Genomic DNA, 25825 nt, shown 5'->3' with positions numbered 1-25825 from the left:
AGAGGGTGACCTAAATCAGCAGCGCGCAGGCTTCGAACGGGGACTCTTTGCGTCTCCCAATATTTGCGAAGAAGCAAAACCGGATGGAGAAGCTATGAAGCAGCCACAAGCCCTGGTGGTCCGTGGCGGCTGGGACGGCCACCAGCCCTACGAGGCCACCGAGCTCTTCATTCCCTTCCTCAAAGACAGCGGCTACGACGTGCGCGTGGAGGAATCGCCCAAGGTCTACGCGGACGCCGGTACATGGTAGGCGTGGACCTGGTCATGCAGTGCATGACCATGAGTACCATCGAGAAGGACGAGTTCGCCGGGCTGCGCGCCGCTATAGAGAACGGGACAGGGCTTGCCGGCTGGCACGGCGGGATCGCCGATTCCTACCGGAACACCTCCGACTACCTGCAGCTGATCGGCGGCCAGTTCGCCTGCCACCCGGGCAAGCACCCTGATGCGTGCGTCGGTGAACAGTCCGACAACTATGTGCCCTACACCGTCAACATGCTGCCGGCAGCAGCGGAGCACCCGATCACCAAGGGGATCAAGGACTTCGATCTGGTCACCGAGCAGTACTGGGTGCTCGCCGACGATTACATCGACGTCCTCGCCACCACCACGCAGACAGTCCGGGAATGGGATCCCTGGAACCGTGAAGTCACGTCCCCCGCCATCTGGACCCGCCAATGGGGCAAAGGGCGGATCTTCGTCGCCACCCCGGGCCACCGGGTGGAAATCCTCCAGGACACCAACGTCCGCACCATCATCGAAAGGGGCCTGCTGTGGGCAAGCCGTTGAAACTGGGAATCATTGGCTGCGGAGCCATCATTGGGCAGTACCTCGCGAGTTTCCGCCGGCTTCCGGACCTCGAACTCGTGGCGGTGGCCGACCTGGACCTGAAGCGCGCGCAGGCAGTGGCGGAACAGTACGACGGCGTCCGTGCCGTCACCGTTGAGGAACTCCTCGCCGCGGACGACGTCGAACTGGTTGTAAACCTCACCATCCCGGCCGCGCACGCCGAGGTGGCGTTGAAGGTGATCGCCGCAGGAAAAGGCGTGTACGGCGAGAAACCCCTCGCAGCCACAACAGCCGAGGCACGCCAGGTGCTGGACGCAGCGGGCGAGGCGGGTGTCGCCGTCGGCTGTGCCCCGGACACCGTCCTTGGCACGGGCATCCAGACGGCACGCAAGGCAATCGACGACGGCCTCATCGGGGCGCCGATCTCCGCGACCGCCACCATGGCCACGCCTGGCCATGAGCGCTGGCACCCGAATCCGGACTTCTACTACCAGCCCGGCGGCGGCCCGCTCCTGGACATGGGCCCCTACTACGTGACCGCACTGGTAACCCTGCTGGGCCCGGTCGTCTCGGTGATGGGAGCCGCAAGCCACACCCGCAGTGAGCGGACCATCGGATCCGGGCCCCGCCAGGGCGAAAAGGTCCCGGTGAACATCGACTCCCACGTGACCGGTGTCCTGACCCATGCCTCCGGTGCGCTCTCCACCCTGGTCATGAGCTTCGACGCCGTGAAGTCCAAGTCGCCGAACATCGAGATCCACGGCGAGCTCGGATCGCTGATCGTGCCCGACCCCAACCACTTCGACGGCGATGTCCAACTGTTCACCCTGGACGCTGGTGGCTGGGAGACCCTTCCGGTGTCGGCCGGATACCTTGATTCCGGACGGGGCTTCGGCATCGCGGACCTGGCCGCCACCCCGCCGGGCCGTGAGCCGCGGGCGGGCGGCACCCTGGCCTACCACGTCCTGGAGGTCATGGAATCCGTCCTCGAATCAGCCCGCACCGGTTCGTCCGTGCGCATCGAGAGCACCGTGGAGCGGCCGGAGGGCGTCGAACTGGCTGCGTTGGCGCAACAGGCGGACGCGCTGCAGGCCCGGTGACCGCGTCCCGGAAACGGATAGCGTCAGCAGAAGATCACCCCGAAGACACCTTGCGGACACCTGCGCCCGGGAGAATCGGACCAGGAAACTCCCATGCGAGAGGCGGGGAAAAGGTCATGGCCAACGATGACCATATCGACGTCGATTTCTGTCGCGGACTCGCGTCAGGCGATGCCATCGAAGCGTATTACAGGAACACCCTGGTGCACCGTGGTCCGGTGGTGGACACTGCGCCGGACCACGGGCTGGTCTGGATCCTCGACACCCTCAGCGGTGACAGGCGGCTCCTCGACCTGGCCGAACTCGAGATTGTCCGCATCCCACCGCGTTACCGTGAAGTCCGGGTGGCGGCACCCCGTCCCTAGGCGGGAAGACGGTGCGCGCCAGCCTAAACGGCCAGCCGCTGCCCCTCAGCCATGGCAGGTGCGGAACACGCCACCGGTGCAGGCGCCATCGTGGGGCGGGGGGCCACCACGGGAATGGCGCCCGTCAGGACCTCAACCACCGCCATCTGGCCGGTGGTGTCCGGGACGCCGGGATACTGCACCTGGGGCGCTTCGGCGGCAGCGGCAGCGGGGCCGTCAGTGGCCCGCATGCGGACCAGTGCCACCGCGGAGATCAGGAACCACGCCACATTGGTGAAGACCGAGGGCCAGGCACCGTGCAAGGTGCCGTTGATGATGAAGGCAACGGCACCGAACAGGTTTGCCATCTGGAAGCCTTTTCCGGCCTTCATCCAGCCCATGGACACGGCCAGGTATGCACTGAGAATCGCAGCCGCGCCTGCCCAGCCGGCAATTTCCCACAGCAGCTCCATGGCGTCCTTTCAAGGTGTCCCGGGCAGTATCCGGGCAGGGGTTTCGATAGTGATGAAGGTTTGTTTTTGACCGGATGCTGCGTTTACTCGAGCCCTGTTCGGGCGAGGACTACCAGCTGGCGGGACAATCATATCCTGCAGGCCCGCGCTGTTCTGACCGCCGCGCAGTGATGCTGCACACCTCTGGACAACTCCCCTGCCCCGTAGCACGATCTGAGGTGTGACCTCCGTTCCCTCCGACCCCTACCTCCGCGAACTTACCCAGCTTCGCCGCGCCAAGGACCGGATGGACCGGGAGTACGCCCAGCCGCTGGATGTTGAATCGCTCGCCAGGGACGTCCATATGTCCGCCGGCCACTTCAGCCGCCGGTTCAAGCTCGCCTACGGTGAATCGCCCTACAGCTACCTCATGACCCGGCGGATCGAACGCGCCATGGCGCTGCTCCGCAAAGGCGGCCTCAGCGTCACCGAGGTGTGCTTCGCCGTCGGCTGTTCCTCGCTGGGCACCTTCAGCACCCGCTTCAGCGAGCTGGTGGGCATGCCCCCCAGCGCCTACAAGCAGGAGGCGGAACGCTCGACGGCGGGCCTGCCCGCCTGCGTGGAAAAGCAGGTCAGCAGACCGGTCAGGAATCGAGAAGCGCCGCTTCCGGAGCCGCAACTAGCATGGCTGCCATGAACATCACCATCTCCTCCAGCTTCCTTCCGCACACCGATCCCGACGCCTCCCTGGCGTTCTACCGCGACGCCCTGGGCTTCGAAATCCGCAACGACGTTGGCCGCGGCACCATGCGCTGGATCACCGTCGGCCCGGCAGGCCAGCCGGACGTCTCCATCGTCCTCTACCCGCCCGCCGCGGACCCCGGCATCACCGACGACGAGCGCCGCACCATCGCCGAAATGATGGCCAAGGGCACCTACGCCACCGTGGTCCTGTCCTCCCCCGACGTGGACGCCGCCTTCGCCAAGGTGGAGGCGAGCGGGGCCGATGTCGTCCAGGAACCGATCGACCAGCCCTACGGGATCCGGGACTGCGCCTTCCGCGACCCCGCCGGCAACACCGTCCGCATCAACCAGCAGCCCTAAGCTTGACCCCAGCGACGCCAAGGGGGGCTCCGAACCAGCCTCCCTCCGCCCGAACGGCCGAACAGATGGAGACCTCATGAGCACGGACACGAGCACCGGCACCCCCACGGCCGGAATGCACGTCGCTGACACCCACGACACCATCCGCGTCCAGGGCGCGCGGGAAAACAACCTCAAGGACGTCAGCCTGGAGCTGCCCAAGCGCCGGCTGACCGTCTTCACCGGGGTCTCCGGGTCGGGCAAGAGCTCGCTGGTGTTCGCCACCATCGCCGCGGAGTCGCAGCGGCTGATCAACGAAACGTACAGCGCCTTCGTGCAGGGGTTCATGCCCAGCCTGGCCCGTCCCGACGTGGACCGGCTGGAGGGACTGACGACGGCGATCATCGTGGACCAGGAGCGCATGGGCGCCAACCCGCGCTCCACGGTAGGCACCGCCACGGACGCCAACGCCATGCTGCGCATCCTGTTCAGCCGGCTGGGAAAGCCCTACGTCGGCCCGCCCACCGCCTTCTCCTTCAACGTCCCCACCCGCAAGGCCAGCGGCGTGATGAGCACGGAGAAGGGCGGCCGGGTGGAGAAGAGCGTCGTCCAGCAGGTGACGTACCTGGGCGGCATGTGCCCGCACTGCGAAGGCATGGGCAACATCAGCGACATCGACCGGACCGCCCTCTACGACGACTCCAAGTCCCTGAACGAAGGTGCCCTGACCGTGCCGGGCTACTCGATGGACGGCTGGTACGGGCGGCTGTTCGAGGGCATGGGCCTGCCGATGGACAAGCCCATCGCCTCCTTCACCAAGAGGCAGCTGGACACGATGCTGTACGCCGAGCCCACCAAGATCAAGGTGGAAGGCGTCAACCTCACGTTCGAGGGGATCATCCCCAAGATCCAGAAATCCATGCTGTCCAAGGACGTGGAGGCCATGCAGCCGCACGTCCGCCGTTTCGTGGAGCGGGCCGTCACGTTCGACACCTGCCCGGACTGCAAGGGCACCCGCCTGACGCCTGAGGCGCTGTCCTCGAAGATCAAGGGCAAGAACATCGCAGACCTCTGCAGCATGCAGATCAGCGACCTCGCCGAATGGATCCGAGGGCTGGACGAGCCCTCGGTCCGGCCGCTGCTCGGCGGGCTCCGGGACCTGCTGGACTCCTTCGCCGAGATCGGCCTGGGCTACCTGTCCCTGGAACGGCCCGCCGGCACCCTCTCCGGCGGCGAGGCGCAGCGCACCAAGATGATCCGCCACCTGGGCTCCTCCCTGACCGACGTCACCTACGTCTTTGACGAGCCCACCATCGGCCTGCACCCGCACGACATCGAGCGGATGAACAACCTCCTGGTGCAGCTGCGCGACAAAGGCAACACCGTCCTGGTGGTGGAGCACAAACCCGAGACCATCGCCATTGCCGATCACGTCGTCGACCTCGGCCCGCTGGCCGGCTCCGGCGGCGGCGAGATTGTCTACGAGGGCGACGTCGACGGGCTGCGCTCCAGCGACACCATCACCGGGCGGCACATCGGTTACCGGGCCCGGCTCAAGGACACCTTCAGGACTGCGGCCGGGGCGCTGGAAGTGCGCGGCGCGTCCACCAACAACCTGCGCGACGTGGACGTGGACGTGCCGTTGGGCGTCCTGTGCGTGGTCACGGGTGTGGCCGGCTCGGGCAAAAGCTCGCTCATCCACGGCTCGCTGGCTGACCGCGAAGGCGTCATCACCATCGACCAGGGTGCCATCAAGGGCTCGCGGCGCAGCAACCCCGCCACCTACACCGGGCTCCTCGAACCCGTCCGCAAGGCCTTCGCCAAGGCCAACGGCGTCAAGCCGGCGCTCTTCAGCTCCAACTCCGAGGGCGCCTGCCCCACCTGCAACGGCGCCGGCGTGATCTTCACCGAACTCGGCGTCATGGCCACGGTGGAATCCACCTGCGAGGACTGCGAAGGCCGCCGGTTCCAGGCCGCCGTGCTGGAGTACACGCTGGACGGCCGCAACATCGCCGAAGTGCTGGCGATGTCCGTCGAGGAGGCGCTGGCCTACTTCAGCGAAGGCGACGCCAAGACCCCGGCCGCGCACAAAATCCTGGAGCGGCTGGCGGACGTCGGCCTGGGCTACATCACGCTTGGCCAGCCCCTCACCGCCCTGTCCGGCGGCGAGCGCCAGCGGCTGAAGCTGGCCACGCAGATGGCGGAGAAGGGCGACGTCTACATCCTGGACGAGCCCACCACGGGCCTGCACCTGGCCGACGTCGAGAACCTGCTGGGCCTGCTGGACCGGCTGGTGGAGTCGGGCAAGTCGGTGATCGTGATCGAGCACCACCAGGCCGTGATGGCGCACGCCGACTGGATCATCGACATCGGGCCCGGGGCGGGGCACGACGGCGGCAGGATCGTTTTCGAGGGCACCCCGGCCGACCTTGTGGCCAAGCGGGCCACGCTCACCGGGCAGCACCTGGCGGCGTATGTCGGTGGTTGAGCCTGCCCGTCCGGTGGTTGAGCCTGTCGAAACCTACCGGTACGACGTCGAGATCCTGCACCTGCTGGTGTCCCCCGGGCATGCCTACTTCGGCCGTGCCCGGGACGGCGCCGCGGACGTGCCCACGGTGGACGCGGAACAGGCCGAGGTGGTGGCGGGCAAGGGCATCGTGGGAGACCGTTTCTTCGGCAAGGCGGCCCACATGGATGCCGCGGTGACGTTGTTCGCCGTCGAATCCCTGGAGGCCATCGCGGCCGAGCTGGGGGCCGGGCCCTTCGATCCGCTGCTGACCCGGCGGAACGTGGTGCTCCGCGGCGCGCAGCTGGCGCCCCTGCTGGGGCAGGACTTCGTGCTGGAGTCGGGCGGCTCGGCGGTAACGCTGCACGCCGGGCGGCACGCCCAGCCGTGCGCCTGGATGAACCAGGTGCTCGCGCCGGGTGCCCACGCCGCGATGCGCGGGCGCGGGGGCATCCGCTGCCGTGCTGTATCCGGCGGCTTCCTGCACCGCGGCCCGGCAGTCCTGGTCAGCCCGGTACCGCTGGATCCGGTGCAGGCCGGCGTGCCCAGCGTACTGCGCCCCTCGCGGCTGCCGTAACTAATCCAGCTGAACACCCCGGAGCAGCACCAGCGTTCCGCCCACCACCACCGCCGAGGCAAGGAAGACGCCGGCCGTGCCAAGGCCGGCCGCGACGACGCCGATGGCGCTGGGCAGCACCACCTGGCCCACCCGGTTCCCCGCCAGCCGCAGGGCAAGGGCACGCCCGCGCTGCCCGGCCGGAGCCTGCGCTGAAAGCCAGGACATGGTGAGGGGCTGGCCGATGCCCAGTCCCAGTCCGAGCACTGCCATGACCACAAAGAGCAGCCATGCCGGCATGGGGATCGCGGCGGCAGCCAGCGCGGCGGTGGACAGGGCAAGGCTCACCACCAGCAGCCTCATCCGGCCGATCGTCCGGGCAATCCTGCCCAGCAGGATCCGGGAGACCATGGAGAACACGGCCCGGACCGTCAGCAGGGCGCCGACGGTTGCGGCAGTGAGCCCGCGGTCGGCGCCGAGCGCGGGAAGGTAGACCATGGTGAGGTCCACCACGGCAAGAACCGTGGCGCTGGTGGCCAGCGCCCTGGCGACACCCGGTGCCTTCAGCAGCCCAAGGGCGCTGCCTTTGGCGCCGCCCATGGCTGTTGCCTTCCTGCCTCCCCCGAACTTCGCCGAAATGAGGAAGGTGGCCAGGAACAGCACCAGGCTCATGCAGACCGAAAGGAAGAAGATGGCCTGGGTATCGGGGCGCACGGAAGCTCCGCCCACGAGGGAAATCGCCAGCGGTCCCAGGGCCTGCCCCAGGGAGGCCGCGAAAGTCAGGTAGCCAAAGGCGGAGTCCAGCCGGGTTGCGGCGGCGTTGTTGGCAACCACCGCCTGCTGCCCCACCACACAGGCCAGTTGTCCCGCGCCCAGCAGCGCCGTTCCGGCCACCAGCGCAACGATTGACGAACCCCACAGCAGCAGGAAAGCGGAGCACAGCAGAACGACGGCGGAGCCGGCCGCCATCAGCCGGCGTTCACCCAGGCGGTCCACCAGGCTGCCCGTGGGGACGGCGAGCAGCAGGGGAAAGACGGCATAGCTGGCGGCGAGCAGCCCCAGGGCGAAGCCGGGAACATCGAGTTCGAGTGCACGGTAGGTGGCGGCCGGCCGGACCAGGAAGGTGACGGCCTGGATCAGCGTGGAATGGACCAGCAGGGCTGTGGCGGAGCGGCGTCCGAGTTCCCCGATCACTGGTTGTCCGCGGCGTTGGCGGTCACGGCGCGCACTGCCGCGTCGCGTGCACCCATCACGTGGTCGAAGGCGACCTTGGCGGCCTTCTCCGGGTTGCCGGCCGCCACGGCATCCACCAGGGTCCGGTGCTGGTCCAGGGCCTGGTCCCGCCGCTCCTGGGTGCCGTTGGTGAAGTGGCGGTACCGTTCCATCTGGCTGGAAATCTGCTCATGGAAGCGGCGTGCCCAGGAGTTCCCGGCAATGGCGGCGATTTTGGCATGCAGGGCCATTCCCTGCTGCATCGCATCATCGGCAAACTCCACCATGGCGGCATTTCGAGCAAGGATGCCGCGCAGCGCTTCGATGTCCGACTCCGTCGCCTTGAGGCAGGCGTTGCGCGCCATGAGGGATTCCATGGCAGCCCGGACCTCATAGAGTTCGGAAATCGCGGCCTCATCCAGCGCCGGCACCACCACACCGCCGGTTGGCTGCTGCTCCAGCAGGCTCTCGGAAATGAGCCGCCGCACCGCTTCACGCAGGGGCGTGCGGCTCACCTGGAGCGCCGACGCCATCGCCGGTTCGTAGATGCGCTCCCCCGGTTTCAGCTCCAGGGTCAGGATCCGGCGCTTCAGTTCGGCATAGACAACGTGGGCTCCGGTGTTCCGGGCCGGTGATTCTGGCATGGTGTTACCTCCCCAGGAATCATACATGTATACATCTATACAGATGTGGCGCGCGGACCGGGCGGTTGCCAATTTCTGGCGAAGCAGTTAACTTGGTCTTTCCGGAGGGGAGTATCCCCCACTCCGTCCATCGTCAGTACGTAGGCCCCAGCGCCTTCCGGTGGACAGGCCAGCACTGGCCGGGAGAGACCTCCAGTTGGTTACTACTGACTGGAAGCAGGTGCTCCATGAATGTTCCCCTGTGGATGTGGTTCGCTGTCATCGGATTCATCCTCCTCATGCTCGTCGTCGACCTCGTCGCCCACCGCCATGCGCATGTCATTTCCGTCCGCGAGGCTGCAGCCTGGTCCGCCGTCTGGGTGGTCTTCGGCGTGGCGTTCGGCGGCGTCGTCTGGCTGATGTACGGCGCTGAGTTCGGGCAGCAGTACTTCGCCGGCTACCTCATCGAAAAGTCGCTGGCGGTAGACAACGTGTTCGTCTGGGCGATCATCTTTACGTTCTTCGCGGTGCCGCGCGAGTACCAGCACCGGGTCCTGTTCTTCGGCGTCCTGGGGGCGCTGTTATTCCGCGGCGTGTTCATCGCAGCCGGGTCGGCGATCATCGCCAGCGCCGGGTGGGTCCTTTACCTGTTCGCCGCCTTCCTGCTGTTCACCGGGTACCGGATGCTCAAACAGCGCAACGAGCACATCGACCCGGAGAAGTCGCGGGCGCTGAAGCTGTTCCGCCGGCATGTGCCGATGACGGATGCCTTTCACGGCCAGCGGTTCCTGATCAGGAGGAACGGCGTCCTGCTCGCCACTCCCCTGCTGGCCGTCCTTGTCCTGGTGGAGGTCACGGACATCATCTTCGCCGTCGACTCCATCCCCGCCATCTTCGCGGTCACGGACGAGGTCTTCCTGGTGTTCACGGCCAACGCCTTCGCCATCCTGGGCCTGCGCGCCATGTACTTCCTGCTGGCGGACCTTATCCACCGGTTCGTGTACCTGAAGGCGGGCCTGGCCCTGGTGCTGGTCTGGGTGGGCATCAAGATGGCGCTCAAGATCGACGTCTACTACATCCCGACGCCGGTCTCCCTCGCTGTCATCACCACCATCCTGGGCGTCTCCATCGCAGCCAGCCTGATTGCCACCCGCGGCCAGGCCCGGCATGAGCCGCCGGCACCGGCAGTACCGCCTTTCCGCAATGCGACGCCCGAGGAACTCGAGGCGCTGCAGCCATTGTGGGGAGGCCGGCATGAGGCACGGGGCAAGGAGGACGTCCCGCCCGCCGAAGAATCCGTCCGGTAGCCGGCGCCAGGTAGGCAGAAGACGCAGCGGGGACAGCAGGCGCGGCACAGGGGCTTGCTGTCCCCGCCGTCTTCCGCATAATCTACATCGTTGTAGAAGGAATATGGCTGGCAGTTCAGGCAAAGAGGAGTGGCGTGGCGAATGCAAGGGGGACCTCGTTTCCGCTGGACCGGATCCGGCTCCTGGACAGCCCGTTCCGGCAGGCGCAGGACACCTCCGTCCGCTACATCCTGTCGCTCGACGCGGACCGGCTGTTCGCACCCTATCTCCACGAGGCCGGACTGGTGCGCGCCGCGGAAGCCTATGGCAACTGGGAGTCCGATGGCCTTGGCGGCCACATCGGCGGGCACTACCTGTCCGGCTGCGCCAGGCTGTATGCAGCCACCGGCAACGCGGAACTCCTGGCGAAGGTGCGGGCCGCCGTCGTGATCCTCGGAAACTGCCAGGCCGCGCACGGTGACGGTTACGTGGGCGGGGTGCCCCGAGGCGGGGACCTGGGTCAGGAACTGGCCCGCGGTGAGGTGGACGCCGACCTGTTCACGCTCAACGGCCGGTGGGTTCCGCTATACAACCTGCACAAGACGCTGGCGGGGCTGCTGGACGCCCGCGTGTTCGCCGGGTCCGGGGAAGCGCTGGATATTGCCGTCGGGCTGGCGGGCTGGTGGCTGCGGGTCTCGGCGCACCTTGCGGATGACGCGTTCGAGGAGGTTCTCCACGCCGAATTCGGCGGTATGAACGAGGCCTTCGCTCTTCTGTGGGAGCTGACGGGCCGGGAGGAGTACCTCCGGGAGGCCCGGCGCTTCTCGCACCGCGCACTGCTGGATCCGCTGGCTGCCGGGCAGGACCTGCTGGATGGCCTGCACGCGAACACCCAGATTCCCAAGGTGGTAGGTTACGCGCGGCTGGCCGGCCCGACGCATGACGCGGATTTGGCACACGCGTGCGATATTTTCTGGGAGTCAGTAGTGTCCCGGCGGTCGGTGTCCATCGGCGGGAACAGCGTACGCGAGCACTTCCACCCGGCGTCGGATTTCTCCCCGATGGTCCAGGACCCGCAGGGACCGGAGACCTGCAACACGTACAACATGCTGAAGCTGGCCAAGCTGCGCTTTGAGGCCCACGGTGACGCGGCCGCCGTCGACTTCTTTGAACGGGCCACGTACAACCACATCCTGTCCTCGCAGCACCCCGGGACGGGCGGGCTGGTGTACTTCACGCCGATGCGGCCGGGGCACTACCGGGTGTACTCGCGGGCGCAGGAGTCCATGTGGTGCTGCGTGGGATCAGGCCTGGAGAACCACGCCCGCTACGGGGAGCTGATCTACAGCCGCGCCGGGAATGACCTCCTGGTCAACCTGTACATCCCGTCCACCCTCGACTGGCCGGAGTACGGCCTGCGCGTGCGGCTGGAAACCGGGTTTCCGTTCTCCGACACGTGGCCCTGGTTGTTACCGCGGAAGCGCCGGTGAAAGCCACCATCCGGCTGCGCCGGCCCTTCTGGGCTGCGGAGATGGAGGTCGACGCCGGCACAGGGCCGGGCGCGGAGGCGGAGGACGGCGGCAGGTACGTGAGCATCAGCCGCACCTGGCAGGGCATCTCCACCGTGAACATCCGGCTGCAGGCCGATTTCGCTGCCGAGGCCCTGCCGGACGGGTCCCCATGGGTCTCGTTCCGGTACGGGCCCGTGGTGCTGGCCGCCCGGGCAGGACATGAGGGCGTTGAAGGCTTTGAGGCGCCGGACGAACGGATGGGGCACGTCGCCTCCGGACCCATGCTGCCGCTCAGCCAGACTCCCGTGGTGCCGGATTGCGGCGCCATCAGGCTTGTGGACCGGGAGGCGTTGCGTGCCGAAGTGGACGTGGTGGACGCATCCGGGCGCGCGGGCACTGTTTTGCTGGAGCCTTTCGCGGGCATCCATGACGAGCGCTACACCGTCTACTGGCCAACGGGCGATCCCGGCCAGCGGTCCGCCGAACTGCGGCTCCTGGAGCAGGCCGCCGCGGAACGCATGGCGGTGGTGGACGAGGTCATGGCGGGGGAACAACAGCCCGAATCCGATCACGGCTTCGCCGGGAAGGCCACGCGCGCCGGCGGCGGGGACGGGCTGCACTGGCGCAGTGCCACCGGGTGGTTCTCCTACGTCCTGTCGGATCCGGGGCAGGAGGCGGAAAGCCTGCGCGTCCGGTTCCGGGCTGACGAAGGGCGCGGCCATCAGCTGCGGCTTAATGGCGCAGTGCTGGACCGGCCGGCCCTGGAGCGCCGGGACGGCGACATTGTGGTGCTCGACTACCAGGTTCCGGCGGCCTACCCCGGCCACGAAGCAGACGGGCGGCTGGTCTTCAGCGTCCATGCCCTGCCCGGCCACACGTCCGGCGACCTGTTCTCCGTTGCGTTGCTCCGGCGGGGAGCCTGACCCTGGATCCACCCAGCCGGCGCTGCCCGCTTTGGTGCGTCCCGCCGTCGTAATCCTGTCCCGGATGCGGCGGCACCGCCGTCGAACGCTGAGGGATGGCCGTGCCGCAGATCCGTTCCCCCGGAAATCTGCGGCACGGCAGCTGTGGCCTGTTACCCTATGGGGGCAGGCGGCTGGTTCCCGCTGAGCACGGCGAGCGCGTTGTCCGCGGCGAGCATCGCCATCGCGGTGCGTGTCTCGACGGTGGCGGAGCCAGGTGGGGCAGCAGGACCACGTTGTCAAGGTCCAGCAGCCCGGGATGCACGGTCGGCTCCTGCTCGTAGACGTCCAGGCCGGCTCCCGCGATGATGCCATCGCGCAGTGCGGCGGCGAGTGCCGCTTCGTCGACGATGGGTCCGCGGGCGGTGTTGACCAGGTACGCCGAGTCCTTCATCGCTGCCAGCTGCTCCGCGCCGATGAGGTGGTGCGTGGCGGGGCCGTAGGGGCAGTGCAGGGACACGACGTCGGAGACGGCGAGCAGTTCGTCGAGGTCCACCCGCCGGGCGCCCAGTTCAGAGGCGACGGCGGGATCGATTTCGCTGCGGGACTGGTAGACGATCTCCATGCCGAACGCTTGGCACGGCGTGCGGTGGCCTGGCCGATGCCGCCCATGCCGACCACGCCGAGGGTCTTGCCCTTGAGGCTGCTGCCCAGGAGGAAGAACATGCCCCACTTCCAGGCCTCGCCGGAGCGGATGAGGCGCTCCCCCTCGCCAAGCCGGCGGGTGGCCATGAGGATGAGGCTGAGCGCGATGTCGGCCGTGGCGTCGATGAGCACGCCCGGGGTGTTGGTGGCCACGACGCCCCGCTCTGTGCAGGCCGGGACGTTAATGTTGTCGTAGCCGACGGCGACGTTGGCCACGACTTTGAGCTGCGGGCCGGCGGCGTCGAGCAGTTCGGCGTCGATGCGTTCGGTGAGCAGGCTGACGACGGCGTCCACGCCGGCTACCCGGCGCAGCAGTTCCTCGCGGCTGATGGATTCCGGGCCTGCCCAGGCGTCGACTTCATGCTCGGCGCGGAGCTTCTCGAGTGCTGCTTCGGGGATGCGTCCCGTGACGACGACGCGGCTCATGCGGTTTCGATCCACTCACGCAGGCGGCCGAGGCCTTCACGGATGTCCGGAACGTCGATGCCCGAGTAGGCCAGGCGGATGTACTGCCGGTCTTCGCCGGGCTGGCGGCGGCCGAAGTGCTCACGCGTGCAGAAGGAGACGCCGGTCTTGTAGAGGGCTTCGGTGGCGAAATCGCCCACCGCGGTGTAGCCAGGCGCTCCATGGCCTCGGTGACGTCCGGGAACAGGTAGAACGTGGACTGCGGGACGGCGACGTGCATGCCGGGGATCCCGTTTAGGAGCTCGCAGGCCGCGTCCCGCCGTGTCTTGAGGACGTCCAGCATCTGCTGTACCGGCTCTTGGGAACCGCGGAGTGCTTCGATGCCGGCCCACTGCACGTAGTGCGTGGTGCAGGATTCGTCATTGGTGTTGAGCGTGCTGAGCACCTTGGCGATCTCGACCGGGGCGACGGCGCAACCGAGGCGCGAGCCCGTCATCGCGAACTTCTTGCTGAACGTGTAGAGGATGACGGTGCGTTCTGCCATGCCGGGCAGGGACGCGATCGAGTTCGAGACGCCCTCGTAGCGGGTCTCGAAGTACGCCTCGTCGGAGAGCACCCAAAGATCGTGCTCGATCGCGATCTGCGCGATGGCCTCGCGTTCCGCGGCAGTGGATTCCGCGGAGATGGGGTTCTGCAGGTCGTTGTAGATGATGGCGACCGTGTTGGGGGTGATCGATGCGCGGATCTGGTCCAGGTCGATTGCGAAGCCCGTGGAGGTGGGCACGTAGCGGTAGGCAACGGACGTGCCGCCGAGGTATTCGATCTGGGATTCGTAGATGGGGAAGCCGGGGTTCGGGTAGAGCACTTCCTGGCCGGGGTTCATGACCGCCTGGAGGAACTTGGTGATGACGGGCTTGCCGCCGGTCATGACCACCACGTTGTCCGGCGAGAACTGGATGCCGCGGCGCGAGCCGATGTCCTCGGCAAGGGCCTCCCGCAGCTGCGGGATGCCGGGGCCCGGGCAGTAGCCCGTGTAGCCGTCCGCGATGGCCTTGTTCATCGCCTCGACGATGTGCGGGGCCGTCGGGGTGTTGATGTCGCCGAGGTGGAACGGGTAGACCCGGTTCCCCTGCGCCTTCCAGGACGCGGCGGCCTGCGCGACGCTGAAGGCCGTCTCGGTGCCCAGCCGGTCGAGCCGGTGTGCGAGTTGCTGCATGCTGTTCCACTCCTCATCGAGTTGACAATCGGTACTGCCGATCCGCTGGCTAATATATCAGATTGCACGCTTTGATATATAGGCTTTCTCGAAGATTAATGGAGACGCAGAGAGGGGAACGCCGGCCGACGGAACGACGGCGGCACTCCCCTCCCTTCGTTGGCCTTCCTGGAGTACCTAGGCGGACGTCACCGGGAACCGTTCCCAGACGCGGTGGGCCGCCAAGAGCCCGGTCAATTCTGTGACCAAGGCTTCAGCGTTCTCCCCGGCAGCTATTCCTGGGGCATCCCCAGGTATGCCTGCCGCCGTCAGGACACCCTTGCTGGCGTCCAAGGAGCCAATGGCCTTGGCATGACGAAATGCTTCAGTCAGCAGCAGGACAGCCCGTGGATCCAGTGCACTCCCGGGGGCGCCGGCCTTGGCGTCCAGTCCTGGTTCGGCGTCGGGCGCCGGAGCGGCAGAAGCCGCAACGATGACGGCGTCGAACTCCGTGGAGCGGGCGGTGAGGTACGTCCGCTGCACGGGGACCCCGCCGTCGTTCTCTGACCCAAGGAAGCCGCCCTGCGGGGCGATGACCAGGGGGACGATCCCCTCGGCGTCCAGCGCCTTTCGTGCTGCGTTCACGGCAGCAAGGTCGCTGTTCCCATCGGCGAGGATCCCGACCACGCGGCCGGCGACGGGCCAGGTTTTGCCCACCTGGGACAATGCGGGGCTGGGGTCGGACTCCGCAACCTGCTCTGTTGCCTGCGGGGCGGGGAGGCCCAGGCCCTTGGCTACCGCTGCGCACAGGCCGGCGTCCACGTTGGCCAGGGCTGCAAGCTGCCGTTCGCGGATGGACTTCTCGTAGCACTTGCCCAGCTCGAAGGTGTAGGCCTGGATCACGTGGTCCTGCTCCACGGGACTGAGACTGCGGTAGAAGAGACCCACCTGGCTGTAGTGGTCATCGAAGGATGCCGGGTTCCTGCGCTCCTTGATGGAGGCAGCCACTTCCTCCGGCACGTCGATGAATGCGCCAAGGTCCTGTCCGGCGAGGAACGGGCAGCCGCCGTCGAGCGAGTTGGGATGGTAGGGAGCCGCTCCGCCATGGACCGCCTGCTGGTGCATGCCGTCCCGCAGCATGTCATTCACCGGGGCGTGCGGACGGTTGATGGGAATCTGGCCGAAGTTGGGCCCGCCCAGCCGGGAGATCTGGGTGTCGAGGTAGGAGAAGAGGCGCACCTGGAGCAGGGGGTCATTGGTGACATCGATCCCGGGGACGAGGTGGCCCGGATGGAAGGCCACCTGTTCGGTTTCGGCGAAGTAGTTGGTGGGATTGGCGTTGAGGGTCATGACGCCAATGGGCTGGACCGGAGCCAGTTCTTCGGGAACGAATTTGGTGGGGTCCAGCAGGTCGATGCCTTCGAACATCTGGTCCTCGGTGTCCGGGAACGTCTGGACGCCAAGCTCCCACTCAGGGTAGGCCCCTGCTTCGATGGCGTCGGCGAGGTCCCGCCGGTGGAAGTCCGGATCCATACCGTTGATGATCTGCGCTTCTTCCCAAACCAAGGAGTGAACGCCCTGCTTCGGCTTCCAGTGGAACTTCACCAGGGTGGTGCGGCCCTCGGCATTGATGAACCGGAACGTGTGGACGCCGAAGCCCTCCATGGTCCGGTAGGAACGCGGGATTCCCCTGTCGGACATGTTCCACATCGTGTGCGCCTGGGCCTCGGTGTGCAGGGAGACGAAATCCCAGAACGTGTCATGGGCACTCTGCGCCTGGGGAATTTCCCGGTCCGGGTGCGGCTTCGCGGCGTGAACGATGTCCGGAAACTTAATCCCGTCCTGGACGAAGAAGACGGGGATGTTGTTGCCCACCAGGTCGTAGGTGCCCTCGTCCGTGTAGAACTTGGTGGAAAAGCCCCGGGTGTCCCGGACCGTGTCAGCAGAGCCACGGGAACCCAGCACGGTGGAAAAGCGGACGAAAACCGGAGTCTCCACATCCTTGGCCAGGAAGCCCGCGCGGGTGATGTTTGCAGCAGTGCCGTAGGAACGGAAGACGCCGTGGGCCCCGGCGCCACGGGCGTGCACCACCCGCTCGGGAATGCGTTCGTGGTCAAAGTGCGTGATCTTCTCCCGCAGGTGGTGGTCCTGCAACAGGATCGGACCGCGCGAACCGGCCTTCAGGGAGTGGTCGGTGTCGCGAACGCGCAACCCCTGGGCGGTAGTCAGGTACTGGCCGGACTGGGCCCGCGCCGTGGCCGGCGCCCCCGTCGGGCTTCCAGTGGCTGAAACCGCTTCAGGTCCTCGCTGGTCCGGCTTTGGCGGCAGCGGCTCCCGCGGGGTTGTCGGTTCCTCCAGGCTGGCGGGCTCGCTGGTGGGGACGCCGGGGATGTGGATGTTGCTCTCTTCTGGCACGAATTCTTCTCCTCAGGATGGGCAATCTGGCAGTCCGCTGTCGAAACCAAGATACTAAGCGTGCTTAGTACCCTAGGCAACGATGCTTTCTGCCACAAATCCCCCAACCCTGCAGCGGCCGTCAGTGCTGGCCCGGATACCCGCATAGGTGTGCCCCTGGAGTTACTCCCTTGTCGATCGGGCCCCGGGCCGTGCCCAAATCGGGAAGGAACAAGTACTGGGTACTCGTGCGCTTCAACCCGTGGCGGCTTGTACTGGTATCTGTACTGGAGCGCCGCCCAATGCCACTGCGAACCCACCCGGATCCCATGGCAAGACACCCTGAAGGAGAACGGTCAGGATGACCCCACGCGAAGCACAAGTCCCCGAGGTCAGGGCCGGCGAGCTGGCGCAGTATGAGACATCAGGGCGGTTGCGGCCGCGTCCTTGGCCTGTTGGCCCGAGTGAGAGCTACGGGAAAGTGGACTTTGAGGACGGCGAGGGAAAGACCGTCCTCACTGCCTACATACAGCGCCGGCCCGAAGAAGGCTACGTCCTGCACATCGAGCAACTGGTCGCGCCGCTCCGGGTGGATGGCACACTCCTTCGCCTCAGCCCGGCACCTCACACCGACAGGACTGCCGCAGATTTCCGCCGGATCACCGCTGCCCGCACGGCTGCCGCGAAGGCCGAGGCCGAACTGAAAGCCGCCGTCCGGGCTGCCCGCGCAAACGGAGACTCCTGGGAGGCAATCGGCGCCGCCCTCGGCACGTCCGCCCGGACTGCGCAGGAGCGGTTCGGCCTCTAACCTTCCGGTTCTTCCACGACCGTCTTTCCGTTGCTGAGAGCTGGGCGGGGGCTAGCTCGATGTTATTCAGGATGGTCAAGGGTGCTGCATTGAAGGGGTCCCGCAATTGGCTGACCCATACTTCCGCCCCAAACTCAACGTCTGTCACACAAGTCACACGTTCATCTATGATTTGGCTACCGGCCACTCATACGTCGGCCAACACCGGTCCTGCGACGGCAGGGTGGGGCAAGGCATAGCCAAAACCCCTAACACCATGGAGGGCACTGCCATGAGAACCACCCTGCGGAGGACCGCTGCCGCCCTAGCAACGTTAGCCATGCTTGTTACACTTGCCGTCGTGGGCGGCGGGACCGTGAGCGCGGCGGGTCCGGTTACTGTCCTGGCCGCCGCCGACACGTACGTGCAGGCGGACCGGCCAACGGAGAACTTCGGGTCCAGCGTCCGTTGTCGACGGAAGGCCGGACGAACATCTGGCGTCATGGCCTGCTGCGCTTCAACGTCACGGTCCCGGCTGGCGAAAAGATCACGTCGGCCAAGCTGAGGGCCTACTCGGAAGCGTCCACAACCGCGAGTGAGTACGTGGACGTTTACACCACGGCGGGCGGCTGGACTGAAACCGGCGTGACGTGGAACAACGCACCTGCACGGGGAACTTGGCTCGGGAAGACCGGCGGCTTTGCCGCAGGCGCTTGGGTGGAGTGGGACGTGACCAAGGGTGTGACGGCCGGCGAGAACAATCTGAAGCTCGAAACGAACGGGCAAAAGTGGGTGGGCTTCAAATCTGACGAGTCCGCGGATCCGGCTCGGCGCCCGCGCCTGGTAGTCACTACGGAAGCTGTCACCACAACGCCAACGCAGCCGCCGGGTGACGGCACCACCGCCGCCGCTACTTTCAACTGGGGTACCCCAGTGGCCGGGGACGAATTCAACTACACCGGGGCACCTGACCCGGCCAAGTGGACCGTCTACAACAGCGCCGGCCACGCGGGCAACGGCATCCGCTCACCTCAGCAGGCCACCGTTGACGGCTCCAAACTCGTGATCAACGGCACGCCTAACGGCACCACCGCCGGCATGGGCGCCAAGTTCGACAAACGCAAGTATGGGCGGTGGGAAGTCCGGGCAGCAGGATCCGGTGACAACGAATATCACATGGTGTCCATCCTTTGGCCGGACAGTGAGAACTGGCCGTGCGACGGCGAAATTGACTACGCCGAAACTGATGGCGCTTGGAACGTCATCAAGTTCTTCCACCACTACTCCTGCGAGAACAAACAAACATCGGCGCAGAAGGCCCTCGATGTGTCCCAGTTCCACAACTACGCGGTCGAGTGGACCGACAAGGGCATCGTTGGTTACGTGGACGGCGTGAAGTGGTTCGAGGACAGGGACCCGGCACATCAACCTCCCGGCCCCATGCACCAAACGCTGCAGCTGGACTGGTTCCCGGACAGCACGGCTGACGGGGCCGGGGAAATGCGGGTGGACTGGGTACGCGTCTACAACGTGGCCGCGCCGTCACCAACACCCACACCCACACCCACACCCATCACGCCGCCGGCCAGCGGAGATACGTTCGACTTCGCCGCTACGGGTGATATGAACCCGTCCGGGGTGACGGACCCCAATTCGGCTTCCGGGAAGAACGCGGCCAGCATCCGGGGCGCGCTGGACAGTGGAGCGCTGGACAACTTCATCGGCGTAGGTGATTTCCAGTACAGCGTCGGTACCTGTGGCTCGGGCAATGATTCCTACGCGAACTATGAACGCAACTGGGGGCCAATCAAGTCCAAGACCTACTGGACGCCTGGGCCGAACCATGACGTGGAGCCGGGCCGGAACGACGACCTGGACCGCTACATGGACGGGCAGTGTGTGAGCACGTCCAAGTCAGCTACCAGCACCACACTGGGCAGGTTCCAGGACGCGCTGGAATGGTATGCAATTGATAAGGGCAACTGGCACATCCTGTTTGCTCCCACGGCGGTATGGCGTTACAACTCCACGCGGGCAAGCCAAATGACCGCAGAGTTCGACGCGGACCTCGCGCGGGCCAAAGCCGCGGGCAAGCACCTGGCGGTTGTCTACCATGACCCGTACTTCACGTCCAACACGTCCAGCCACAGCCGCTTCACCCAGGGCAAGCCATGGATTGACGTGTTCGACAAGCACCGGGTGCGGGTGCTGCTGTCCGGTTCGCAGCACAACTATGAGCGGACCTGCCCGGTGAACAAGAGTGACGTTTGCACCACTGACGGGATGCAGCAGTTCCAGGTGTCCACGGGCGGCATCAGCCTGCGTGCGTTCACGAGCTCGCCAAGCTACATGCAGAAACGGTTTAGCGACACGTGGGGGCATCTGCGGATGAGCTTGAAGGCTGACGGTTCCTACTCATGGGAGTTCAAGCCTGTTCACGGCGCCATGCAAACCGACAGCGGATCACGCCCCGCACCATAAGCAAGAGAAAGGGTGGGCCCCCAATTGTGGGGGCTCACCCTCTGCCGGAAAGGAAGTACCACCATGCGCATAAGGAAAGCTGCTACAGCAGCAGTAACAGCAGTGGTCGCAGCAGGCACCATCGCATCAGCAGTCGGCGGCGCGGACAAAGCCCCGGCACAGAACACCGAACCACCCAAGAACGAAGACCCATCAGCCAACGGCACAGTCGCACCATCCCTGTGCTATGCCACCCAAGAGGACGGCACAGGGTTCTGCGTGGACAGGTCAGTGTGCAGCGGTGGATGCCTGCACGTGGACGGGACCAACGCAGTGCAGAACCGCAAGTGGTACGAGCTGAACAGCTGACGCCACAAGGATGACCAGATAGCTGACTTCCCGCGATAGCTAGTGCCACTCCCGACGGTTCCCTCCGCATCGAGGACTGAAACACTGGGAGCCGACCCGGATAGCTGGCCATAAGGCTCAGCCCTTGGCCGACCGCTTCCCAAGCGGTGCGTCCTTCAGGACGGAAAGGCCAAGCAGCGGTGTCCGACGCGGCACTTCTTCGGGGCAGTGCGGAACAGCTGCCGTCTCAGCTGTCCGCACCATATGCGGGCACTAGAAAGGGCGCACCCTTCTAAACTGCTCCCCCATGGAGTTGGACTGAGAGTCTTCGGCGCCTCGGCTCAGGTAGATAGGCAGGAACGATGAATCCGGGCTCCCCATTGCCCCAGCAATGCCACAACAACTATCAGGGCTCCGGAAACGATCAAAGCAGGGCCGGCTCCGGCGCCGGCAAGCAGCGCGCCAAGAGCCGCCCCAAGAAGAAGCACAACAATCGCAGCACTTCTCCGGTTCAGCAATCCCTTGTGCCCCCTTACGAGGAAAAGCTCACCCGACAACGCGGTTAATGTGGAGGTCACGACCACGGTTGTCATTTCCCGGACCGCGAGCTTTCGGGCTACACATGCCTGAATTCCCATTGCAGCTGCCGCCAATGAAGAGATGATCACTCGGACGTCGGTGGTGAGATTATTGTCGACCAGGGAAGCTAGGGCCCCGAGGGAGCAAAGAAGGAACCCTGCCACAAGCAGCAGCACCGTGATTGGCAGGCGCCATTCCGCAGATCGTTTTCCCAGTACCAGCCCGGTCACCGCGGCGCCGATTGAGAAACACACCATCGCTGTCAGAGGACCTAGCACTGGAAGGCCATCTGCTCCCGCCATGGCCATGCCCAGTATCACCACGTTCCCCGTCATGTTTCCGATGAAGACGTGGTCAAGGGCGAGATAACCGACTGCATCGACGATCCCAGTCCCAAAAGTCAGGACCATTAGGAGCCCAAGCAACTGCACATTCCAGCGCTTCTCGGCCAGGACCTGTGCTTCGTCTGCTTGATTACCAAGTCCGGCACTGGGTGCGGCAGATGGGGTATGTAGGGATGTGGTCATTTTTGAATCTCCTGAATGATTCTGAAGGGCTGCAGCCTGGCGGGAGGTGTGACCGTCGCTTATTGTCCAAATAACTCTGGACAAGTACGCCGCTATAGCGCTTTCGGTGGGATCTTCACGGGAGTTATCCTCCCGCCGTCGTGAGCCGTTCGGCTTGCCACCTCGCATTGTTGGCGCGGCGCTCAGCCTTCAAGCTTGGAGTGCTCGCCCAGACGGTGCCATGAACGGTTGTGGTAAACCAGAGCGTCGCCGGGTTCGCCCGCGTGGACGTCACGCATCACGCGGGACTCGAGGGCGTGAACGGCGATGATTGTGGAGGTCCCCACCTCCATGCGATCGATGACGGCGCAGCGCACCCAGGCGCGGACATCGTCATACACCGCTTCGCCGGTTGCAAGGGCCGACCAGCGGTGCGTCTGGTCGAAGCGGTCGGCGCCGGGGGTCGCTCCAAACTTCGCCAAGCCGACGTCGTGCGCGTCCAGCAGGTGCACGACGACGGTTTCGGCGCGCGACAGCACCTCGGACGCAGAAGACAGTGCCGAGACCGAGAAGATCAGCAACGGAGGGTCCGCGCTCACCGACACGACCGACGATACCGTCAGCGCCACAGGCCCTTCGCCGGCATCGGCCGTGACGACGGCGACACCTCCCGGGTGCCCACGGAACAGTGCTTTGAATTCATCGGCCGAGAGGGAGGACGGGAAGCTTTGCCGCGGAGCCTCGAGCCAGGTGTCTGGGGGGTAGGCGTCAAACACCGTTATGACACCCTGGGGACGGAGCGGGCGAGTTCCTCGCGAACGATGCTTGTCCCCGCACTGAGGGCACTCAGCTTGGCCAGTGCGACGTCCCGCGGGAACGGTGCCATGCCGCAGTTCGAGCTGGGGATGAGCTTGTCCGCATCGACGAACCGCAGTGCCTTGCGGAGGGTGTTGGCGACCTCCTCCGGGGTTTCGACGGTCTCGCTTGCGACGTCGATTGCCCCGAGCATGACTTTCTTGCCGCGAAGGAGCTCGATGAGGTCCATGGGCACGTGCGAGTTCTGGGATTCCAGCGAGATGATGTCGATGCTGGAGCTCTGCAGCAGCGGGAACGTTTCCTCGTACTGCCGCCACTGTGAGCCGAGCGTCGCCTTCCAGTCAGTATTCGCCTTGATCCCGTAGCCGTAGCAGATATGCACGGCGGTCTCCGCACGCAGTCCTTCCGCCGCTCTCTCAAGCGCGGCCACGCCCCAGTCCTTGACCTCATCGAGGAAGACATTGAATGCGGGCTCGTCGAACTGGATGATGTCCACGCCGGCGGCCTCCAGTTCCTTCGCTTCCTGGTTCAGGATCGCGGCAAACTCCCAGGCCAGCTTCTCGCGGCTCCTATAGTGGTCATCGTAGAGTGTGTCCACCATGGTCATCGGGCCGGGAAGAGTCCATTTGATCGGCCGGTCGGTCGCTGCGCGGAGGAACTTTGCGTCTTCGACGAATACCGGCCGCTCGCGGCCCACCGGTCCGACGACGGTCGGTACGCTCGCGTCGTAGCGGTCGCGGATGCGCACGGTTTTACGCTGTTCAAAGTCCACCCCGCTGAGGTGCTCAATGAAGGTGGTGACGAAATGCTGGCGGGTTTGCTCGCCGTCGCTGACGATGTCGATGCCGCGCCGGCTCTGCTCGTGGATGGCGATGCGCAGCGCATCCTGCTTGCCCTCGAGCAGCGCATCTCCCTCCAGCTTCCACGGGGACCACAGAGTCTCCGGCTGGGCGAGCCACGATGGTTTCGGCAGGCTTCCGACAAGGGTGGTGGGCAACAGTGTGTTCATGATTGGCGATTCTCCGTGGGTCAGTTGACGAGAGCGGGGTAGTTGGCGGTCCACTGGTCCAACAGATCCTTGTGGGGCGTGATGAAGTGCTCCTCCGTGTACTTCGCCTGCGTGAGCGCGAGCTGGCTGCGCTCGACGCGGTCGTAAGCGATCTGGGTCCGCGAGTAATCCTGCTCGCCCAGGCTCGGCTGGTAGACGGCGGCGGCGGCAGAGTTCGCGTTGTAGACCTCCGGGCGGTAAATCTTTTGGAACGTCTCCATGGTGCTGATCGTGCCGATGAGCTGCAGGTTGGAGTAGTCGTTGAGCAGGTCGCCGCGGAAATAGAAGGCGAGGGGAGCCACGCTGCCGCGTGGCATGAAGTAGCGGACCTGCAGCCCCATTTTTCCGAAGTACGCGTCCGTCAGCGAGAAATCGTCCTGTTTGTACTCGACACCGAGGACCGGGTGACGGTTCCCGGTTTGCCGGTACGTCTTGGTCGTGGAAACGCTGATGCAGACCACCGGCGGCTGCGGAAAGCGTTCCTGACCTACCGGGGAATTGAGAAAGTGCTGGAACAGCTTGCCGTGAAGGTCGCCGAAGTCTTCGGGAACGGTGGGCTTGCCTGAGTCCCCCGCTGCCGCCGGCAGTACGACGCTGAAGTCGAAGTCACGGACGTAGGAGGAGAAGTTGTTCCCGACGATTCCTTGGTGGCGGACCCCGTTCAGCAGGTCGATGATCTGGATGTCGAGAACCTCGAACAGGGGGAACTGCTGATCCGTACCTTCCGCAGTGAACTCAATCTGCGCGGAGACGATATTAAGCTCGAGCGTGTAGCGGTCCCGGTCCGGGTTGTCCCAGTCTGCGAGATCGTTGAAGCGGCGCCGGATCATGGTCAAGGCGTTGCGGAGGTTCTCCTGGCGGTGCTCGCCCCGTGCGAGGTTGGCGAAGTTCGTCGTGATCCGGGAGCCTTCCGACGGGGAGTAGTCCTCGTCGAAGCGGGTCGTGCTGATGCTGAAGGTGAAGTCGTCTGCCATGCGCTGCCAATCCGTTGATGATGGCCGGCGTCGGCCTTTCAGAAGGGGATGTATCCATGGTGCTGACTTCAGGGGGGTATCGGGTAACTAGGCGATGCTATGCATTCATATAGGATATTCCTATGCCCCAGCCTTCGAGCGGACTGACCCTGCAGCAGCTCCGGTACTTCATTGAGGTTGCAGCTGAGGGGTCGATCTCCGCGGCTGCCGATCTTCTCTACGTAGCGCAGCCGACAATGTCCGCGGCGATGAAGGACCTTGAGGCCCGGGTGGGCCGTGCGCTCCTGGTTCGCTCAGCCCGCGGGGTCACCCTCACCGCCGACGGGGCAGAGTTCCTCGGCTATGCGAGGCAGGTCGTCGAGCAATTCGCTCTCCTCGAGCAGCGATACCTTGGCAGGCCACCGACGCGACGTCTGCTCGGGGTCTCAACGCAGCACTACTCGTTCGCGGTGGACGCCTTCGTCCGGATGGTCAAGGCCACCGAGGTCGCCGAATACGAGTTCTCGCTCAGGGAGTCCCGCACCTGGGACATCATCGAGGATGTCCGGACGCTCCGCAGCGAGATAGGCATCCTCTACCGGAACGATTTCAACCGGAAGATCATCGACAAGCTGCTCCGGGAATCCGGGCTCGCGTTCACTCCGCTTTTCCTCGCCGAACCGCACATTTTCATTTCACGGAACAACCCGCTCGCCTCAAAAGAGCGTGCGACTCTCGCCGATCTCGCCGGCTTGCCGCGGCTAACCTTCGATCAAGGTGCGAACAACTCTTTTTACTTCGCCGAGGAGATTCTCTCCACCCTGTCCAGTAAGCAGGAGATCCGGGTCTCTGACCGTGCGACGATCTTCAACCTCATGATCGGGCTCCACGGCTACACGATCTCGACGGGCATCATCAGCGGGCAGCTGGACCCGGAGATCGTCGCCATCCCGCTCGACGTTGACGAACGCATCGAGATCGGCTGGATCGGCCACGCCGCGATTCCGCTTACCGACCAAGCGCAGCGCTACCTCAGGGAATTGCGGGCCGTCGTCGCTGAGTTCGGCGTAGCGCTACTCGACTGACTGCTGTTGAGCGGGCGGTCTTTACCCCTTCGGTGATCGGACGTGTTTGTTGCAGCCGGGCGGGCTGCTGGTATCGCACATGCCCGTCGCCGTCGTTGGCATGGCCGGGGCGAACGCCAGCGAGGAAACTGGCCTGTTCCAGGTGGTGACGATCCAGCCCGAGCGGAACGCTCGGGTTTT

Annotated in this window: 21 protein-coding genes and 3 pseudogenes; 14 read left to right on the top strand and 10 right to left on the bottom strand. The window is 65.5% G+C overall.

The genetic code is table 11. The features are described from left to right. Window positions 1–94 precede the first annotated feature (94 nt). From G205_RS08115 to G205_RS08105, 3 genes and pseudogenes are all read left to right on the top strand, one after another. Window positions 95–789: pseudogene (locus tag G205_RS08115) on the top strand (ThuA domain-containing protein). Further along, window positions 774–1889, top strand: coding sequence for a Gfo/Idh/MocA family protein (locus tag G205_RS08110; protein WP_009357566.1), 1116 nt, complete (start codon window positions 774–776; stop codon window positions 1887–1889). Before G205_RS08115 ends, G205_RS08110 begins: the two are co-directional and overlap by 16 nt. Window positions 1890–2005: 116 nt before the next feature. After that, entirely contained in the window at window positions 2006–2254 is a 249-nt protein-coding gene (locus G205_RS08105) for a hypothetical protein (RefSeq protein ID WP_009357565.1), read from the top strand. A 23-nt stretch (window positions 2255–2277) separates the two neighbouring features. On the opposite strand, the gene G205_RS08100 is transcribed toward G205_RS08105, so the two are convergent. Then, entirely contained in the window at window positions 2278–2706 is a 429-nt protein-coding gene (locus G205_RS08100) for a CBU_0592 family membrane protein (protein ID WP_009357564.1), read from the bottom strand. Window positions 2707–2926: 220 nt separating this feature from the next. Here G205_RS08100 and G205_RS08095 point away from each other — a divergent pair, with 220 nt between their 5' ends. From G205_RS08095 to G205_RS08080, 4 genes are all read left to right on the top strand, one after another. Then, the gene (locus G205_RS08095) at window positions 2927–3382 is read left to right on the top strand and encodes a helix-turn-helix transcriptional regulator (protein ID WP_009357563.1); all 456 of its coding nucleotides are present in this window, start codon (window positions 2927–2929) and stop codon (window positions 3380–3382) included. Next, the gene (locus G205_RS08090) at window positions 3370–3789 is read left to right on the top strand and encodes a VOC family protein (protein WP_035752462.1); all 420 of its coding nucleotides are present in this window, start codon (window positions 3370–3372) and stop codon (window positions 3787–3789) included. Before G205_RS08095 ends, G205_RS08090 begins: the two co-directional genes overlap by 13 nt. 76 nt (window positions 3790–3865) lie before the next feature. Beyond that, entirely contained in the window at window positions 3866–6256 is a 2391-nt protein-coding gene (locus G205_RS08085) for an ATP-binding cassette domain-containing protein (protein WP_009357561.1), read from the top strand. Further along, entirely contained in the window at window positions 6243–6851 is a 609-nt protein-coding gene (locus G205_RS08080) for an MOSC domain-containing protein (protein WP_009357560.1), read from the top strand. The genes G205_RS08085 and G205_RS08080 overlap by 14 nt, the downstream gene beginning before the upstream one ends. On the opposite strand, the gene G205_RS08075 is transcribed toward G205_RS08080, so the two are convergent. Next, window positions 6852–8024 (bottom strand): MFS transporter, encoded by a 1173-nt coding sequence (locus tag G205_RS08075; protein ID WP_009357559.1) that lies wholly within the window; start codon window positions 8022–8024, stop codon window positions 6852–6854. Beyond that, complete coding sequence (locus tag G205_RS08070) at window positions 8021–8686, bottom strand: GntR family transcriptional regulator (RefSeq protein ID WP_009357558.1); 666 nt, start codon at window positions 8684–8686, stop codon at window positions 8021–8023. Before G205_RS08070 ends, G205_RS08075 begins: the two co-directional genes overlap by 4 nt. 227 nt (window positions 8687–8913) lie before the next feature. Here G205_RS08070 and G205_RS08065 point away from each other — a divergent pair, with 227 nt between their 5' ends. The 3 genes from G205_RS08065 (at window position 8914) to G205_RS20580 (ending at window position 12385) form a co-directional block, all read left to right on the top strand. Next, entirely contained in the window at window positions 8914–9972 is a 1059-nt protein-coding gene (locus G205_RS08065; protein WP_009357557.1) for a TerC family protein, read from the top strand. Between the two features lie 134 nt (window positions 9973–10106). Next, the gene (locus G205_RS20585; protein WP_009357556.1) at window positions 10107–11441 is read left to right on the top strand and encodes a beta-L-arabinofuranosidase domain-containing protein; all 1335 of its coding nucleotides are present in this window, start codon (window positions 10107–10109) and stop codon (window positions 11439–11441) included. Beyond that, window positions 11408–12385 (top strand): DUF6805 domain-containing protein, encoded by a 978-nt coding sequence (locus tag G205_RS20580; protein ID WP_009357555.1) that lies wholly within the window; start codon window positions 11408–11410, stop codon window positions 12383–12385. Before G205_RS20585 ends, G205_RS20580 begins: the two co-directional genes overlap by 34 nt. Window positions 12386–12537: 152 nt before the next feature. Here G205_RS20580 and G205_RS08055 read toward each other — a convergent pair. The 3 genes and pseudogenes from G205_RS08055 to G205_RS08045 all read right to left on the bottom strand — a co-directional run bounded on the left by G205_RS08055 (window position 12538) and on the right by G205_RS08045 (window position 17084). Beyond that, window positions 12538–13495, bottom strand: a pseudogene (locus G205_RS08055) (2-hydroxyacid dehydrogenase). Then, a pseudogene (locus G205_RS08050) lies at window positions 13492–14690 on the bottom strand (pyridoxal phosphate-dependent aminotransferase). The pseudogenes G205_RS08055 and G205_RS08050 overlap by 4 nt, the downstream one beginning before the upstream one ends. A gap of 177 nt (window positions 14691–14867) precedes the next feature. After that, entirely contained in the window at window positions 14868–17084 is a 2217-nt protein-coding gene (locus G205_RS08045; protein WP_009357553.1) for a catalase, read from the bottom strand. Window positions 17085–17424: 340 nt separating this feature from the next. Between G205_RS08045 and G205_RS08040 the strand changes: the two genes are divergently transcribed. From G205_RS08040 to G205_RS08030, 3 genes are all read left to right on the top strand, one after another. Next, entirely contained in the window at window positions 17425–17871 is a 447-nt protein-coding gene (locus G205_RS08040; protein ID WP_052014072.1) for a hypothetical protein, read from the top strand. A 447-nt stretch (window positions 17872–18318) separates the two neighbouring features. Next, window positions 18319–20331 carry a DNRLRE domain-containing protein gene (locus G205_RS08035; protein ID WP_009357551.1) on the top strand — a complete coding sequence of 671 codons (2013 nt, stop codon included), beginning with the start codon at window positions 18319–18321 and terminating at the stop codon, window positions 20329–20331. Window positions 20332–20433: 102 nt separating this feature from the next. Beyond that, a complete protein-coding gene (locus G205_RS08030) occupies window positions 20434–20679 on the top strand; it encodes a hypothetical protein (RefSeq protein ID WP_009357550.1) in 246 nt (81 codons plus the stop codon). A 320-nt stretch (window positions 20680–20999) separates the two neighbouring features. On the opposite strand, the gene G205_RS08025 is transcribed toward G205_RS08030, so the two are convergent. The 4 genes from G205_RS08025 to G205_RS08010 all read right to left on the bottom strand — a co-directional run bounded on the left by G205_RS08025 (window position 21000) and on the right by G205_RS08010 (window position 24581). Beyond that, window positions 21000–21764, bottom strand: coding sequence for a YoaK family protein (locus G205_RS08025; protein WP_160166601.1), 765 nt, complete (start codon window positions 21762–21764; stop codon window positions 21000–21002). Between the two features lie 182 nt (window positions 21765–21946). After that, window positions 21947–22519: a flavin reductase family protein gene (locus G205_RS08020; RefSeq protein WP_009357548.1), complete on the bottom strand. Its 573-nt coding sequence runs from the start codon at window positions 22517–22519 to the stop codon at window positions 21947–21949. A gap of 2 nt (window positions 22520–22521) precedes the next feature. Continuing rightward, the gene (locus G205_RS08015) at window positions 22522–23568 is read right to left on the bottom strand and encodes a methionine synthase (RefSeq protein ID WP_009357547.1); all 1047 of its coding nucleotides are present in this window, start codon (window positions 23566–23568) and stop codon (window positions 22522–22524) included. Window positions 23569–23588: 20 nt separating this feature from the next. Then, window positions 23589–24581, bottom strand: a complete 993-nt coding sequence (locus G205_RS08010) for a DUF1852 domain-containing protein (protein ID WP_009357546.1) — start codon at window positions 24579–24581, stop codon at window positions 23589–23591. Between the two features lie 122 nt (window positions 24582–24703). Here G205_RS08010 and G205_RS08005 point away from each other — a divergent pair, with 122 nt between their 5' ends. Continuing rightward, complete coding sequence (locus tag G205_RS08005; RefSeq protein WP_009357545.1) at window positions 24704–25645, top strand: LysR family transcriptional regulator; 942 nt, start codon at window positions 24704–24706, stop codon at window positions 25643–25645. Window positions 25646–25825 lie beyond the last annotated feature (180 nt).

The organism is Arthrobacter nitrophenolicus, assembly GCF_000332815.1.
Classification (GTDB): Bacteria; Actinomycetota; Actinomycetes; order Actinomycetales; family Micrococcaceae; genus Arthrobacter; species Arthrobacter nitrophenolicus.
This window is presented reverse-complemented; position numbering and strand designations above follow the sequence as displayed.

Excerpts from the sequence above, each read along its gene's own strand:
- G205_RS08105 (WP_009357565.1), top strand. The coding sequence starts at position 2,006 with ATGGCCAACGATGACCATATCGACGTCGATTTCTGTCGCGGACTCGCG.
- G205_RS08100 (WP_009357564.1), bottom strand. The coding sequence starts at position 2,706 with ATGGAGCTGCTGTGGGAAATTGCCGGCTGGGCAGGCGCGGCTGCGATT.
- G205_RS08090 (WP_035752462.1), top strand. The coding sequence starts at position 3,370 with ATGGCTGCCATGAACATCACCATCTCCTCCAGCTTCCTTCCGCACACC.
- G205_RS08085 (WP_009357561.1), top strand. The coding sequence starts at position 3,866 with ATGAGCACGGACACGAGCACCGGCACCCCCACGGCCGGAATGCACGTC.
- G205_RS08080 (WP_009357560.1), top strand. The coding sequence starts at position 6,243 with ATGTCGGTGGTTGAGCCTGCCCGTCCGGTGGTTGAGCCTGTCGAAACC.
- G205_RS08070 (WP_009357558.1), bottom strand. The coding sequence starts at position 8,686 with ATGCCAGAATCACCGGCCCGGAACACCGGAGCCCACGTTGTCTATGCC.
- G205_RS08065 (WP_009357557.1), top strand. The coding sequence starts at position 8,914 with ATGAATGTTCCCCTGTGGATGTGGTTCGCTGTCATCGGATTCATCCTC.
- G205_RS08040 (WP_052014072.1), top strand. The coding sequence starts at position 17,425 with ATGACCCCACGCGAAGCACAAGTCCCCGAGGTCAGGGCCGGCGAGCTG.
- G205_RS08025 (WP_160166601.1), bottom strand. The coding sequence starts at position 21,764 with ATGACCACATCCCTACATACCCCATCTGCCGCACCCAGTGCCGGACTT.
- G205_RS08015 (WP_009357547.1), bottom strand. The coding sequence starts at position 23,568 with ATGAACACACTGTTGCCCACCACCCTTGTCGGAAGCCTGCCGAAACCA.
- G205_RS08010 (WP_009357546.1), bottom strand. The coding sequence starts at position 24,581 with ATGGCAGACGACTTCACCTTCAGCATCAGCACGACCCGCTTCGACGAG.
- G205_RS08005 (WP_009357545.1), top strand. The coding sequence starts at position 24,704 with ATGCCCCAGCCTTCGAGCGGACTGACCCTGCAGCAGCTCCGGTACTTC.